General features: G+C 64.0%; 13 protein-coding genes and 1 pseudogene. 9 read left to right on the top strand and 5 right to left on the bottom strand.

Annotation, left to right across the window (positions count from 1 at the left end; genetic code table 11):
* Positions 1-124 precede the first annotated feature (124 nt).
* Both nadE and AC1DJB_RS14445 read right to left on the bottom strand, forming a co-directional pair.
* A complete protein-coding gene (nadE, locus tag AC1DJB_RS14450) occupies positions 125-946 on the bottom strand; it encodes an ammonia-dependent NAD(+) synthetase (protein ID WP_059388495.1) in 822 nt (273 codons plus the stop codon).
* Positions 947-1,242: 296 nt separating this feature from the next.
* Entirely contained in the window at positions 1,243-2,262 is a 1,020-nt protein-coding gene (locus AC1DJB_RS14445; RefSeq protein ID WP_441433178.1) for a LacI family DNA-binding transcriptional regulator, read from the bottom strand.
* A 185-nt stretch (positions 2,263-2,447) separates the two neighbouring features.
* Between AC1DJB_RS14445 and AC1DJB_RS14440 the strand changes: the two genes are divergently transcribed.
* The 6 genes and pseudogenes from AC1DJB_RS14440 to AC1DJB_RS14415 all read left to right on the top strand — a co-directional run bounded on the left by AC1DJB_RS14440 (position 2,448) and on the right by AC1DJB_RS14415 (position 8,696).
* Entirely contained in the window at positions 2,448-3,803 is a 1,356-nt protein-coding gene (locus AC1DJB_RS14440; RefSeq protein WP_441433179.1) for an ABC transporter substrate-binding protein, read from the top strand.
* Between the two features lie 12 nt (positions 3,804-3,815).
* Entirely contained in the window at positions 3,816-4,811 is a 996-nt protein-coding gene (locus AC1DJB_RS14435; protein WP_332602486.1) for a carbohydrate ABC transporter permease, read from the top strand.
* 83 nt (positions 4,812-4,894) lie between these two features.
* On the top strand, positions 4,895-5,728 hold the full coding sequence (locus AC1DJB_RS14430; protein WP_307052942.1) for a carbohydrate ABC transporter permease: 834 nt from the start codon (positions 4,895-4,897) through the stop codon (positions 5,726-5,728).
* A gap of 2 nt (positions 5,729-5,730) precedes the next feature.
* The gene (locus AC1DJB_RS14425; RefSeq protein ID WP_284988621.1) at positions 5,731-6,576 is read left to right on the top strand and encodes a sugar phosphate isomerase/epimerase family protein; all 846 of its coding nucleotides are present in this window, start codon (positions 5,731-5,733) and stop codon (positions 6,574-6,576) included.
* Entirely contained in the window at positions 6,573-7,787 is a 1,215-nt protein-coding gene (locus AC1DJB_RS14420; RefSeq protein WP_441433180.1) for a Gfo/Idh/MocA family protein, read from the top strand. Before AC1DJB_RS14425 ends, AC1DJB_RS14420 begins: the two co-directional genes overlap by 4 nt.
* Positions 7,784-8,696: pseudogene (locus AC1DJB_RS14415) on the top strand (sugar phosphate isomerase/epimerase family protein). The gene AC1DJB_RS14420 and the pseudogene AC1DJB_RS14415 overlap by 4 nt, the downstream one beginning before the upstream one ends.
* Before the next feature lie 75 nt (positions 8,697-8,771).
* Here AC1DJB_RS14415 and AC1DJB_RS14410 read toward each other — a convergent pair.
* Complete coding sequence (locus AC1DJB_RS14410) at positions 8,772-9,413, bottom strand: NADPH-dependent F420 reductase (protein WP_284988624.1); 642 nt, start codon at positions 9,411-9,413, stop codon at positions 8,772-8,774.
* 127 nt (positions 9,414-9,540) lie between these two features.
* On the opposite strand from AC1DJB_RS14410, the gene pyrE reads away from it, so the two are divergent.
* Positions 9,541-10,113 (top strand): orotate phosphoribosyltransferase, encoded by a 573-nt coding sequence (gene pyrE / locus AC1DJB_RS14405; RefSeq protein WP_268023778.1) that lies wholly within the window; start codon positions 9,541-9,543, stop codon positions 10,111-10,113.
* A 67-nt stretch (positions 10,114-10,180) separates the two neighbouring features.
* Positions 10,181-11,230 carry a thioesterase domain-containing protein gene (locus tag AC1DJB_RS14400; RefSeq protein ID WP_441433182.1) on the top strand — a complete coding sequence of 350 codons (1,050 nt, stop codon included), beginning with the start codon at positions 10,181-10,183 and terminating at the stop codon, positions 11,228-11,230.
* A 10-nt stretch (positions 11,231-11,240) separates the two neighbouring features.
* Here AC1DJB_RS14400 and AC1DJB_RS14395 read toward each other — a convergent pair whose 3' ends face one another.
* Positions 11,241-11,918, bottom strand: a complete 678-nt coding sequence (locus AC1DJB_RS14395) for a tyrosine-protein phosphatase (protein ID WP_059388501.1) — start codon at positions 11,916-11,918, stop codon at positions 11,241-11,243.
* Between the two features lie 17 nt (positions 11,919-11,935).
* A complete protein-coding gene (locus AC1DJB_RS14390; protein ID WP_113990628.1) occupies positions 11,936-12,766 on the bottom strand; it encodes an HAD-IIA family hydrolase in 831 nt (276 codons plus the stop codon).
* Positions 12,767-12,899: 133 nt separating this feature from the next.
* On the opposite strand from AC1DJB_RS14390, the gene AC1DJB_RS14385 reads away from it, so the two are divergent.
* Complete coding sequence (locus AC1DJB_RS14385) at positions 12,900-13,589, top strand: TrmH family RNA methyltransferase (protein WP_441433183.1); 690 nt, start codon at positions 12,900-12,902, stop codon at positions 13,587-13,589.
* Positions 13,590-13,629 lie beyond the last annotated feature (40 nt).

Below are 13,629 nucleotides of genomic sequence, written 5' to 3'. Positions count from 1 at the left end.
GTCACGCAGGGCAGGCTTTTGTGGAATGACGACGGCGGCGCCCCCCGCTACGGCGCGGCAGACCGCCGTCGTGCGCTGCAAAAAGTCGCTCGGCGTGACGGCGGCGCGCCGGTTCAGGCGATTGCTATTTCCACCACGTGTCGAAAATCGTGACCGGAACGGTGCGCTTGTGCCGCGTGCGCAGGTACTTCTGTTCGATGGTCTCCGCGACCTCGTCGGAGACGTCCCGGCCTTCGAGGTAGTCGTCGATCTGGTCGTACTTGATGCCGAGCTCGTCCTCGTCGGTGCGGCCGGGCGTGCCGTCCAGGAGGTCGGCCGTGGGGACCTTGTCCCAAATGCGGGACGGGGCGCCCAGCTCGGCGAGGAGTGCACGGTTCTGCCGTTTGTTGAGGCCGAAGAGCGGCAGGATGTCCGCGCCGCCGTCGCCGAACTTGGTGAAGAACCCGGTGACGGATTCGGCTCCATGGTCCGTGCCGATCACCAGGTAGTTGTGCTCGCCGGCGAGGGCGTACTGGGCGGTCATGCGGGCCCGGGCCTTCGTGTTTCCCTTGTGGAAATCCGAGATGCGCGCGCCCGTGGTCTTTTCGAACTCATCCTCGAAACCGTCCACTGCGCGCGAGATGTTGAATGTCCATTCGGTCTTGGCCTGGATGAAGTCGAGCGCGGCCTGGGCGTCGTCCTCATCGTGCTGGGTGCCGTAAGGGAGCCGGACGGCCACGAAGTTCGCCTCGACGCCCTCGGCCTCAAGCTCTTGGACGGCCAGCTGGGCAAGCCGGCCGGCAAGGGAAGAGTCGAGTCCGCCGGAAATGCCGAGGACAAAGCCCTTGGTGTGTGTGGCCTTGAGGTATTCCTTCAGGAACGTGACGCGTTTGCGGACCTCCTCGGCAGGGTCGATCCGGGGCTGGACGCCCATTTCCGCAATGATCGTGGCCTGGAGTGTGCGCATGTCCCCAACACTAGTAACCAGTACTTGAAACACTCAACTGTGTCACCTCAAGTCCGCCAATCGAGGAACGCTCGCTCAGATGATGTGAGCGAGGGTCGCGCCAAAACGCACTATAAGTGAGCGAGCGTCCTGGGAGGGGCTCCGCCGTCGTGTGTCCGGGCTGTTTGTCACCACCCCCTGAGCTACTTCGACGATCGCTCGCTCAGATATGGGCGCCAATCGAGGAACGCTCGCTCAGATGATGTGAGCGAGGGTCGCGCCAAAACGCACTATAAGTGAGCGAGCGTCGGTGGGGATTACGACGGCGCGGTGCCCGTCGATGCCCGGACCGTGAGGTGCGTGGGCATGACCGCCAGGCGCCGGCTGGTGCCGCCATATTGGGGATTGAGCCTGGACAACAGCATGGAGACGGCCACTCGCCCGGCCTGTTCAATGGGCGACGCCATGGTGGTCAGGGGAGGGTTGCAGAAATCGGCTCCGAAGATGTCGTCGCAGCCCACAATGCTCATGTCATCGGGCACCCGAATACCGCGTTCGCGCAGGCGCTGCAGCATTCCGATGGCCAGCAGGTCGTTGAAGACGATGCACGCAGTGGCCCCAGTGTGCACTGCGGCGTCCGCTGCGGCCGCTCCGGAGGTGGTCTTGGGCGCGAACGGCCCCACGCTGAACGTGGTCAGCTTCCGCTCGGTGGTTTCGTCCTGGAATGCCTGCCACCGCTTGGCATTGGACCAGGACGTGGCCGGGCCTCCTACAAAGCAAATACGTGTGTGCCCCAGCGAGACCAGATGTTCCAGCGCCTGGATGATGGCCGACGGCGTATCGATCACCACGGTGGGTGCGATGGCCGGAGCCCGGTTGATGGTGACCAAAGGCTGCTGTGCCGCCGCCTCGGCCAGCTGCGCATCCGTCAGGCGGGACGCGGCAAGAATGAATCCGTCTGCCGAGCGGCGCATTTTCTGCAGGGCATCTGCTTCCATCTCCGCTGATTCCTCGGTGTCTACGAGCAATTGCGTGTAGCCGGCGGCCTTCAACTGGTGCTGCGCCCCACGGATGATGTCGAAGTAGAACGGATTGGTGATGTCCGGAACCAGGACGGCAACTGTCTGGGTGCGTCCGGAGCTGAGCCCGCGGGCCTGGGAGCTTGGAATGTAATTCAGTTGCGCGGCCGCTTCTTCGATCCGCTCGCGCGTTACCCGGTTCACTCGGCCGGGATTGCTCAGGGCCCTCGAGACTGTTGATGTTGCCACTCCCGCAAGCTCCGCGACATCGCGGATAGTGGGCTGCCTGCCTGGTGACTGGAGCTGGAGTTCTGCCATCGCCTAGGTGTTCCTCATCTGCCGCAGCCGCTCTTCAACGAGTGACTTGTCCCACAATTGCAGCACCGATGACAATTTTTGGCAATCGCTTGTCATCGCTGTTGCGCTTCCCTAGACTCGGAGAAATCACCCGATGTGACGCGCACCACGCCAATGAGGCCATCGGGTCTCCAGGGAGGAAAACAATGAAGTTTGCATCGTCCGCCAAATTTGCCGCTGTTGTCGTAACAGCCGCCCTAGCTTTGACCGCTTGCGGAGGCGGCACCAGCAGCTCCGGGGGGAGCGCCGGACCCGTTGACGGAAAGGGCAAGAAGCTGAGCGTCCTGGTCAACTCCAACGCAAACTATCCGGCACAGCAGAAGCAGTGGTTCACGGATATTGCCGCCAAGTTCAAGGCACAGACCGGCGCCGACGTCGAATTCGAAACGTTCGCGTCGGGAAATGACGAACTCACACGGATCCAGACCTCCGTGGTGTCGGGTCAAGGCCCGGACGTCTATAGCCTCGGCACCACCTTCACGCCCACGGCCTATGCAACCAAGGCCTTTGTGACCTTGTCCGATGACGACTGGAAGAAGGTGGGCGGTAAGGACCGGTTCAACCAGGCAGCTCTGGGCATCTCCGGCCCGGACGCCCAGCACCAAGCGGGGATTCCGTTCGTCAGCCGGCCGTTCGTGATGGCCTACAACAAGGACATCCTGAAGGCGGCGGGGATCGATAAGCCCGCCACCAGCTGGGACGAGCTCGCAGCCCAGGCCAAGAAGATGACCAACCCGGCCACCGGAACTTTTGGGCTCGCTACCGGGTACAAGGACAACTTTGATCCGTGGAAATTCATCTGGGCCATGTCCGTCCAGGCAGGCAACCCGCTCGTGGACGGCAAGACTCTCAAGCTCGACGACCCGACGGTCAAGAAGGCTTACGAAACGTACTTCGGATGGCTCACCAAAGACAAAGTTGTCGATCCGGCGTCTGTTGGCTGGAGTAACAGCAACGCCCTGGCGGCATTTGCGAGTGGCAAGGCCGGTTATCTGATGATGACGACCTCGAGTTCCGTCCCGACGCTTGAGAAGTCCGCTGTCGCCGGTAAGTACGCTTACACGGCCATGCCGACGACGGCCCCGGGCCAGACGTCTCCGCAGGGCGACGCCGCGAATGCGGCGAGCATCCTCTCCGGTGACAACGTGGTTGTCGCCGATTACTCGAAGCAAAAGGACCTGGCCTTCGCTTACATCAACCTCATCACGTCCAAGGACGAGCAGCTGAACTACCAGAAGATCTTCGGAGATCTGCCCGCCAATGCCGAGGCGCTGAAGTCTCTGAATAACCCGATACTCCAACCGGTTGCCGATACCGCCGCCAAGTCCAAGGCAACGCCCTTCACCGGCGCTTGGGGCGACATCCAGTTGGCCCTCGTCAACGTAGTGGTCCAGTCGATCCCTGATCTCTCCAAGGGGTCCGTGGACGATTCGAGCCTCCAGACGCGCCTCAAGGACGCACAAACCAAGGGCCAGGCCTCACTTGACCGGGCATCGAAGTAAGTAGGAACTGACATGTCCACCGATTCACTGACTGCGGGCAAGTCCACGCGCCGCAAGTCGTCCCGCGCTGCCAAGCCGGACCCGCAGTCACCGAATGACACTTCCCGGCGTCGCAAGGGGCTGAGCGAACGCAACCGCCCCTTGTGGATGCTGATTCCAGGCGGCCTGCTGATGACAATCATCATCGTGGTGCCGCTCCTGCTCGGAATCTTCATGTCGGGGCTGGACCTGGACCAGTATTCGCTGCGCAAGTGGGTCAGCGCTCCGTTCATCGGAGTCCAGAACTTCGTCGAAGCGCTGACCGCATCGCCTTTGCTGCACGCCATCTGGCTCAGCGTCAGCTACTCCTTGCTCGCCATGGTGGTCACTATCCCGCTCGGCATCGCCGGGGCAGTCGCCACCCAGAACGCGTTCAAGGGCCGGGCAGTGATCCGTTCCATCTTCCTAATCCCCTACGTCCTCCCTTCCTTCGTGGTGGCGACGGTGTGGCGGACCATGTTCCAGCCGGGCAGCGTCATCGACTCCATGCTGCATTCGGTGGGCATCGACCCCGGACTGTGGCTCAACGGTCCCCAGTCGTATTGGACGCTCATCCTTGTCCAGATCTGGGCGTCGTGGCCGTTTGTCTACCTGCTGGCTTTGTCCGGGCTCCAGTCCGTGGACCATGAGGTCCACGAGGCCTCGGCCCTTGACGGCGCCCTGTGGTGGAACAAGCTCCGCTACGTGGTGTTCCCTTACCTGAAGGGTCCGCTCTCCTTGGCATTCCTGATCGGCATGCTGCACCACATCAACAACTTCACCTTGCCGTTCGTCCTGTTCGGGGTACCTGCTCCGTCCGATGTGGAACTGCTCCCGATCCTCACCTACGTCACCAGCTTCCAGAGCTTCCGGTTCGGGCTCAGCGCGGCCATGGCGTTCATCTCGCTGATCCTGATCGCGATTCCCTTGTTCGTCTATCTGCGTGCCGTCAAACTCGACGACGCCGAAACACCCGGAGGCAAAAAGTGAGCACCGCAACTACCGCCGTCGGACGCAAATCGAACGAGGACTTCCGTCCGGGCTCCAAGCGCCAGCATGAAGTCACCCGGCTCATGCCAGGGCCGATGCTCGCCATCATCCTGACTCTGTTGTGTGCCCTGGTGCTGATTCCGGTGGCGTACATCTTCCTCGCGTCCGTGAACTCGGACATCGGCGTGGCCAGGGGCGAGTTCTTCCCGTCCAGTTTCTCCTTTGAGAACTACTCGACCATCTGGACGAGCGTTGGACTGGCCACCGGCTTGGCCAACAGCGTGCTTGTGGCCGGTTCCACCGCCGTTGTCTCCGCGCTCATGTCGATCGCCACCGCCTACGTCCTGGTCCGCTACCAGTTCCGCGGCCGCTTGACGATCCTTCGCGGGCTGCTAGGACTCCAGTCGGTTCCCGGCACCCTCATGGTCCTTCCGGTCTTCGTCCTGTTCTCTTCGTCCGCCACCTATCTGGGCATCCAGGTCATCGGCACGCAGTGGGGCTTGTTCATCACCTATTTGACGTTCGCGATGCCGTTCTCCACCTGGGTGATGGTCACCTATCTGCGCGGCCTGCCGCGCGAACTCGAAGAAGCGGCAAGGATCGACGGTGCCAGCAACCTGGGCGTGCTGGTGCGGATCATCCTCCCGCTGAGCTGGCCCGGCGTCGTCGTTTCCGGCATTTTCGCCTTCCTGCTCGGCTGGAACGACGTCCTGTTCGCCTCAGTCATGACGCGGCCGGAAAGCCAGACCGCCGCCGTCGCGCTCCAGGTCTTCGGCGCCTCGCAGGAAGGCGGCGCGATTCCCTTCTACGGCCAGATGATGGCAGCTTCACTTGTGTGTGCTGCCCCGGTGGTCATCCTGTACCTGATTTTCCAGCGTTACCTAGTGGGCGGCCTGACCGCCGGAGGAGTCAAGTAACTATGAGCACGCCAGCTGTTGAATGGGAGCTCTCGGGCTTCGGCGACGAGATCGACGACGACCCCAAGATCCAGATTGCCGTGATGCAGGCATTGGGAGCCAAGCACATTGAGGTCCGCAGCGCCTGGGGCACCAACATCGTGGATCTGGACGACGCACAGCTTCGTGAATTGAAGTCCTTGCTGGATGCCGCGGACATGAAGGTTTCCGCGATCGCCTCGCCGATCGGGAAAGTGGATGTTTCCCTCCCCGTCGAGCACGAGGTGGAAAGGCTCCGCCGGGCAGTCAACGCGGCACAGGTCCTGGAATCCCGCTACATCCGGATCTTCTCCTTCTACTACGGCGAGGACGTGGCGGTGGAGAGCATCCGGGAGGCGGTCATCGAACGCATGCGTGCCCTCGCGGACGTGGCGGAAGAGTCCGGCGTCGTTCTTCTGCACGAGAACGAGAAGGACATCTACGGCGACATCCCCGAACGGGTCCTGGACATCATCGAAACCGTGGCCTCTCCCGCGCTGAAAGTGGCTTGGGATGCCGCGAATTTCGTCCAGGTGGGCGTCAAGCCTTTCGAGGACGGCTACGCCAAGCTCCGCCCGCACCTTGAGTACCTGCAGGTGAAGGATGCCTTGTTCTCGAACGCCCACGTGGTCCCGGCGGGCGAGGGCGACGGCGATGTGCTCCGCACTGTCGAGGCCTTGAAGGCCGACGGGTACACGGGTTTCGCGAGCCTCGAGCCGCACTTGGCCGGCGCCCACGGACTGGGCGGTTTCTCCGGCCCGACGGCGTTCGGGATCGCAGCGAGGGCATTCGCGAAAGTCCTCAATGAAGCAGGAGTGGAGACGAAGTGAGCGAGGCCTCAAACGCTTCCGGCGCGGAGATCCGGGCCGCAATCGTAGGGTGCGGCGTGATCGGCCGCACCCACTCGGCCGCGGTCCGCGAATTCCCGGAGATCGTCATCACGGCCCTTGTGGATGTGGTTTCCGAGGCTTCCGAGGCGCTCGCCACCAAGATCGAAGCCCAGGGCGACCCGAGGCCGGCAGTCTTCCCGACTCTCGCCGAGGCGCTCGCCGCTGTACCCGTGGACCTGGTCATCGTCTCGACGCCCAGCGGGCTGCATATCCAGCAAGCGCTGGAAGCGCTCGACGCCGGCAAGCACGTGGTGATCGAAAAGCCCCTTGACGTTGACTTGGTCAAGGCGGACGAAATCCTGGCCGCGGCCAAAGCTGCCGAGGCCAAGGGCTTGGTGGCCACGGTGATCAGCCAGCACCGCTTCGATCCGGCCAGCCGGGTGGTGGACGAGGCCCGCCGAGCCGGACGCTTCGGTACGCTGACCTCGGCCGTCGCCTCGGTCAGCTGGTGGCGGAGCCAGGGCTACTACGATTCGGGCGCATGGCGCGGAACCTGGGCCATGGACGGCGGAGGCGCCATCATGAACCAGGGCGTGCACACCGTGGACCTGCTCTTGTGGTTCCTCGGCCGGCCCCTTGAGATCAGCGCCAAGACCGCCCTTCTCGCCCACGAAGTTGTTGAAGTGGAGGACACCGCCGTAGCTACCGTCACCTTCGAGTCCGGGGCCCTTGCCGTGCTGCACGCGACGACGGCGGCGTACCCTGGCTTGACGGTCCGCCTCCAGGTGATGGGCAGCAAGGGTTCCGCAGTGATCGACAACGACGACCTCGCGTACTTCCACGCATCAGACGCCGCCGATCCTTCGGAGAGCAGTGCGATGGGCATCCTCGGCGGCGGGAACCAGGCCGCCGTCGAGCTCGCCAAATACCCTGACGACACCGTCGAAGCACTGGATCCCACGGTGTACCCGGCTGGACATGTCCGGCAGTACCGCGACATCGTCGCGGCGATCCGGGAAGGACGCCCCGCGGGCGTTACCGTCCGGGACGCCGTGACCGCCTTGGCCACGGTGCGCGCCCTGTATGTCTCGGCAACCCTGGGCCAGCCGGTGCTGATCGACGATGTCATAGCGGGCAAGTACAACAACGTGGAGGTCCGTACCGGCGGGGCCGCTTCCCACCCGGACGCCCGCGAGGAGGTATCGGCATGAAGTTCTCCGTCTTCACCGCATCCACGCCCGAATGGTCGCCGCAGGAAGCCGCCACCAAGCTCGCCGCCCAAGGGTGGGACGGCATCGAATGGCGGGTCACGGACCAGGCAGAGGCAGCAGAACCGGGCTTCTGGGCAGGGAACCGTGCCACCTGGCCCATGACGGGCCTGGAAGATTCGATCCCGGAGATTGCCCGGCTCACCGCCGATTCAGGGTTGGAATTCTCCGGCCTCGGCGGCTACGCCCGCTGCGACAACCACGACGACGTCGATCGGGTCCTCGCGGCGACAGCGGCCTTGGGTGCCAGGCAGGTCCGGGTGAACGTGCTGCCGCTGGGCAACTCGAACATGGGCGGCCCCGAACCCACAGGCCTGCCCTACCCGGAACTCTTTGCCGCCACCCGGGAACACTACGAGTGGGTTGCTTCCCGTGCAGCACACCACGGCGTCAAAGCCCTCGTGGAACTGCACCATGGAACCGTGACGGCGTCGGCCTCCTCGGCCCGTCGATTTGTTGGAAGGCCTGGATCCGCGGCATGTCGGCGTTATCCACGACCTCGGCAATCTGCTGATCGAAGGCTGGGAATCACCCTTGCCAGCACTCCAGCTCCTCGGCCCCTATTTGGCACATGTCCATGTGAAGAACGCCCGCTGGGTCCGAACCGACTCGAAAGACGATTCGGGTGCGGCCGTGTGGGTCAACGAATGGGCCCCTCTTGCCGAGGGCCAGGCGAGTGTCCTCGCCTACTTCCGGGCGCTCGCTGACGTCGGCTACGACTCCTGGGTCACGCTGGAGGACTTTTCCACCGAGCTTCCCTTGGAGGAACGGACGGCGTCCAACTTGGCTTATGTCCGCAAGGCAGCCGCCTTGGCGGGGTTCGCCGTCGTCGATCCCGCTTCTGCATCCTGACCGGGCGTCCACGCCTAAACACAGCAGCCGCTTGCCTTTAGGAGGCAAGCGGCTGCTGTGTTGTTTAGAGGTTGCTCAGATGGTGCGCGGTGCCTTCGCCAGGTTGTCCTTGAGTTCGGCAGCGTTCTGCCGCACCACGTAGGCCGGGCGGTCACGCTCCACGCGCCAGCTCTCATCGAGCGGGCCGATGTTGACGGTGTCGAAACCGAACTCGTCGTAGAGCTTCGCCACGAGTTCCGCCGCCTCGGGGTAGTCGCTGGCGGTGGCCAATGCGCGGCGGTTCTCGGCGCCTGACGGGGAGCCGTCAGTGCCGATCTCCTTCGCCATGATGTGGTTGAAGCCCTTGGCCACCTTGGACGTGGGCAGGTGCTTCTGCAGCAGGCCCGACGTGGTGGCCTCGCCCTTGTCGAGCTCCGGGATGCGGCCGTCCCGCTCCCAGTAGTAGTTGTTCGTGTCGATCACAATCTTGCCCGCGAGCGGTTCCACGGGAATGTCCTGGTAGCTCCTGAGCGGAACGGTCACGACGGCGAAATCGCCCGCCGCTGCTGCCTCGGCCGGTGTTGCGGCCCGGGCATGTTCGCCAAGCTCCGCCACCAGTTCCGCCAGGGTTTCCGGTCCCCGCGAGTTGCTGATCACTACGTCATAGCCAAGCTCGACTGCTTTGCGGGCGACTTGGCTGCCAATGTGTCCTGCACCGATGATTCCGATTGTTGTCATATGTGCGGGAACACCGCCTCCCGCGCAGATATTTCACAGGTTACGGCGGGTGACGTGCCGGCGCCGTGGACAGTGCATGACGCTCGCCATTCCCTTGCGTCGAACGGCTTTACGTAGAATGGGCACCATGACTCCCGCTGTTGACACTGCCGCTGCCCGTGCCCGCCTCCTTGAATTGATCAAAGAACTGGCGGTTGTCCGCGGCAAGGTGATCCTTTCCAGTGGTGCCGAGGCGGACTACTACATCGACTTGCGGCGCATCACCCTCCACCACGAGGCTTCGAAGCTTGTTGGCCAGGTGATGCTCTCCATGATCGACGACGCCGGAATCGCCGTTGAGTGCGCCGGTGGCCTGACGATGGGTGCGGACCCGGTCGGGACCGCCGTGATGCACGCCGCGGCCGACGCCGGCCGCGCGGTTGACGCTTTCGTGGTGCGCAAGGCCCAGAAGTCCTACGGCATGGGCCGCCAGGTTGAGGGTCCCTCGGTGGAAGGCCGGAACGTCGTGGTTCTCGAGGACACCTCCACCACCGGCGGCTCGGCACTGACCGCCGTCGAGGGCGTCCGCAAGGCCGGTGGCAACGTGGTGGCCGTGGCCGTCATCGTGGACCGCAACACGGGCGCCAAGGAAAAGATCGAGGCCGAAACCGGCGTGCCGTACCTCTTCGCCTTCGGCAAGGACGAGCTGGGACTCGACTAACTCTGCCAAGGCCGGGCGGGTTTGAGGGGACCGTGTGCCCGTCCGCCGAAGCGCCTAAGCTGGCTGCGTGAACTATCGGGCGGGGAAATTCCCTCGGAGGCAGCAGCGCTGGCAGGACCCGGGCTCCCTTGCCCGGGTGCTCCGCCAAGCCGCCGAGCTGAAGAGCTTTTCCCGCCGTTCCTTCCTGATTGGAGCCGGTGCTTCCACGGCCCTCGCAGCGGACATGCTGTTCACCCGCCAGGTCCAGGCGGAACGCCGCACCACCAAGATCCTCCCGGTAGGGGACGATTTCGCGGAGTCGTACTACCCCAACTCGAGTTGGATCCTCTTTCCCGGCTATAAGACGAGCTGGGAAGAGGCCCAATGGATCCTCAACTCGATCCGCGGTTCGCTCCGGCAGCGCGGCCAGATGGCCGCCGTCGGATACTCCAACCTGGGGATGGAAGTCACTGATGTGGTGGACGCTGTGCTCGCCTATATCAATGAGCGCAAGCTGAACACCCTGTATTTCTACGGCCACAGTTTCGGCGGGATGTTGGCCACTGAGGTGGCCGCACGCCTGCGTGAACGCAACGTCAGCGTCAAGCTGATCCTGTTGGATTCCTCGCCGTTCAGTAAGTACGACATCCTCGACCAAAGCTGGTTCGACGGCGTCGTGTTCTTGTACGAGAGCGGCTTCCAAGTTCCGTCAGTCCTCCGCGGCGGCTATGAGCTGGGCGAGCGCGTGGTGAACAAGCACGAACGCACATGGGGGCAGATCTGGGACCAAACCTTGGAGCAGCTCTCGCCGATCGCGCCGTCGAGCGTGCTGATCCAGAGCGAATCGGACTACATCTACCACTTTGACGGCACACGGTTTGTCGACGGGCTGGGAGACACCCGCATGGCCTTTATCGGAAACCCGAACGATGACACCGTGAACTACGAAACCGCCCGGGCCGCGTGGGCCAAGGCATTCCCCCTCAACATCGCGTCCACGGGCCGCAGGACCGACGGCGCCCGCCCCGCCCATGCGAGCCCGCAGTGGAATCCCTTTATCTACAATCCGATCATTGAGGACCTGGAGAACGAGCTGTTTCCGCTGCCCCGGGCCGGCTCGCGGGTGGTGTTCTACTGACGGTGCCTCCCTACCTGCGCCGCAGTCCGTCCAGCTCGGAACCGCTGAGGCCTGCGACGCGCAAGTAATCCGCCGCGTCGCCGAACTCGTGCCCGAAACGGTCCAGGAAGTATTCCATCGCGGCTTCGGGGGATTGCAGCAGCATGAGCGAGGGACTGAATGCCTCCTCCGGAACCTCGGGGACAGCCAGCCGCCAAGCTGCTGACATGGTTTCCAGCATTGTGGGGAGGGCCGCGGTGCTTGCGGCGTAGTCCGCCACGACGGCCGCGCGGTCAGCGCCCGTCGCGAGGAGCGCCAGAGCGGATACGACGCCGGTGCGATCCTTGCCGAGCGAGCAGTGGATGAGCGTCCGCTTGCCTTGGGCCGCGGGACGCAGCGATTCGGCCACCCAATCCGGGCGGGCGCGAACCCACCCAAGGTACAGCTCGCCAAGGTCTTCGGCCGTGTGGATCGATTGGAGCCCAGCAGAAGCGGTACGCGGATCGAGGGGGTTCTCCACGAGCTCCACCGCGCCGTTGGCAAGTTGCCAGGGCACGATGGCGCGCTCGTACGCGCTCCGGAGATCCACGACGGCCTGGATGCCATGACGTTCCAGGAACGCGGCCGTCGCCGCGGTGTCCATGCCAAATGGCTGGCTGCCCCTCAGGATACGGCCACCGGCCAGGGACCGGAGGTTCAGCACAGCCATGGCACCGGCCCTTCTTCTTAGATCTGGTTTTTGAGGTCCGCTACCGAGTTCAGGACCTGGTTCGGCCGGAACGGGAAGGCCGCGATGTCCTCCCGCTGGGTGATGCCGCTGAGCACCAGGACCGTGTGCAGCCCGGCTTCCATGCCCGCGATGATGTCGGTGTCCATGCGGTCACCGATCATTGCCGTGGTCTCGGAGTGCGCGTCGATCTGGTTCATCGCGGAACGGAACATCATGGGGTTCGGCTTGCCCACAATGTAGGGCTCGCGGCCGGTCGCCTTGGAGATGAGCGCGGCGATGGCGCCGGTGGCGGGCATCGGCCCGTCCTTCGAGGGACCGGTGGCATCCGGGTTGGTGGCGATGAAACGCGCCCCCGCGAGGATCAGCCGGATGGCCATGGTGATCGCTTCGAAGGAGTAGGTGCGGGTTTCGCCGAGCACCACGAAGTCCGGGTTCTGGTCGGTGAGGATGAAGCCGGCCTCGTGCAGCGCCGTCGTGAGCCCTGCCTCACCGATGGTGTAGGCGCGGTTCCCGGACTCGGAGCCCTGCACCTGGTCCTTGAGGAACTGGGCCGTGGCCAGGGCCGATGTCCAGATGTTCTCTTCCGGGATTTCCAGGCCTGAGGAGCTCAACCGGGCTGCCAAGTCCCGCGGCGTGAAGATGGAGTTGTTCGTGAGGACGAGGAATCGCTTGGAGGTGTCCACCCAGCGCTGGATCAGTTCAGCCGCTCCGGGAACCGCTTGGTTTTCGTGGACAAGGACACCGTCCATGTCCGTGAGCCAGCATTCGATTTCGTGTCCGTTGCGGTAAAGGGCTGAGCTCTTGGGGGCCTCGGTTGCGTTCTCCATGCTTTTCCTCCGCGTAGTGGCTGCTTCTCGTCCCAAGTCTTTCATCTTTCGGTCTCCGAGACACCCGGGTGTCCTGCGTTACGGGGCCGGGTATCGGCGCCGCATGCGGCACTGGCCGGGCTAGGGTTGAGGAGTGACTGACCGGCCCCAGAACCCTGCCCCCACCGACCCGTCGTTCGTCTCCTCTAGCGAAGGGGAGTCCGAAGCGAAACCGGAGGTCGGCGTCGGGCCCTGGGAAGGCGACTGGCCGGAAGGCGAGCAGTGGGACCCGGACCTCCTGGCGGACGGCGACCGCCGCAATGTCGTGGACAAGTACCGGTACTGGAAGCACGAGGCGATCGTCGCGGACCTGGACGCCCACCGGCACGATTTCCACATTGCCATTGAGAACTGGCAGCACGACCTGAACATCGGCACCGTAGTGCGTACGGCCAACGCGTTCCTCGCCAAGGAGGTCCACATCATCGGACGACGCCGGTGGAACCGTCGCGGCGCCATGGTCACCGACCGCTACCAGCACGTCCGCCACCACCCCACCGTGGAGGATTTCGTGGAGTGGGCGCAGGGGGAGGGGCTGGCCATCATCGGCATCGACATCTTCCCCGATTCCGTGCCGCTGGAAACCTACGAACTTCCGCGCAACTGCGTCCTTGTGTTCGGGCAGGAGGGCCCCGGCCTGACTCCCGAGGTGCACGACGCCGCCGTCGCCACTTTGTCGATTGAGCAGTATGGTTCCACGCGGTCCATGAACGCGGCGTCGGCCGCGGCCATCGCGATGCACGCGTGGATCCGCCGGCACAACTTCGGCCAGCGCGTGTCTTGAGTCAGCCCGTCCTGAGAGGACCCGGCGGCAAAAGGTCCGC

This window comes from Arthrobacter sp. 01T428 (assembly GCF_056398685.1).
This window is presented reverse-complemented; position numbering and strand designations above follow the sequence as displayed.

Bases quoted from the DNA above. Each gene is read 5' to 3' on its own strand.
- nadE (WP_059388495.1), bottom strand. From the start codon at position 946: ATGCGCACACTCCAGGCCACGATCATTGCGGAAATGGGCGTCCAGCCC.
- AC1DJB_RS14445 (WP_441433178.1), bottom strand. From the start codon at position 2,262: ATGGCAGAACTCCAGCTCCAGTCACCAGGCAGGCAGCCCACTATCCGC.
- AC1DJB_RS14440 (WP_441433179.1), top strand. From the start codon at position 2,448: ATGAAGTTTGCATCGTCCGCCAAATTTGCCGCTGTTGTCGTAACAGCC.
- AC1DJB_RS14435 (WP_332602486.1), top strand. From the start codon at position 3,816: ATGTCCACCGATTCACTGACTGCGGGCAAGTCCACGCGCCGCAAGTCG.
- AC1DJB_RS14430 (WP_307052942.1), top strand. From the start codon at position 4,895: ATGCCAGGGCCGATGCTCGCCATCATCCTGACTCTGTTGTGTGCCCTG.
- AC1DJB_RS14425 (WP_284988621.1), top strand. From the start codon at position 5,731: ATGAGCACGCCAGCTGTTGAATGGGAGCTCTCGGGCTTCGGCGACGAG.
- AC1DJB_RS14410 (WP_284988624.1), bottom strand. From the start codon at position 9,413: ATGACAACAATCGGAATCATCGGTGCAGGACACATTGGCAGCCAAGTC.
- pyrE (WP_268023778.1), top strand. From the start codon at position 9,541: ATGACTCCCGCTGTTGACACTGCCGCTGCCCGTGCCCGCCTCCTTGAA.
- AC1DJB_RS14395 (WP_059388501.1), bottom strand. From the start codon at position 11,918: ATGGCTGTGCTGAACCTCCGGTCCCTGGCCGGTGGCCGTATCCTGAGG.
- AC1DJB_RS14390 (WP_113990628.1), bottom strand. From the start codon at position 12,766: ATGGAGAACGCAACCGAGGCCCCCAAGAGCTCAGCCCTTTACCGCAAC.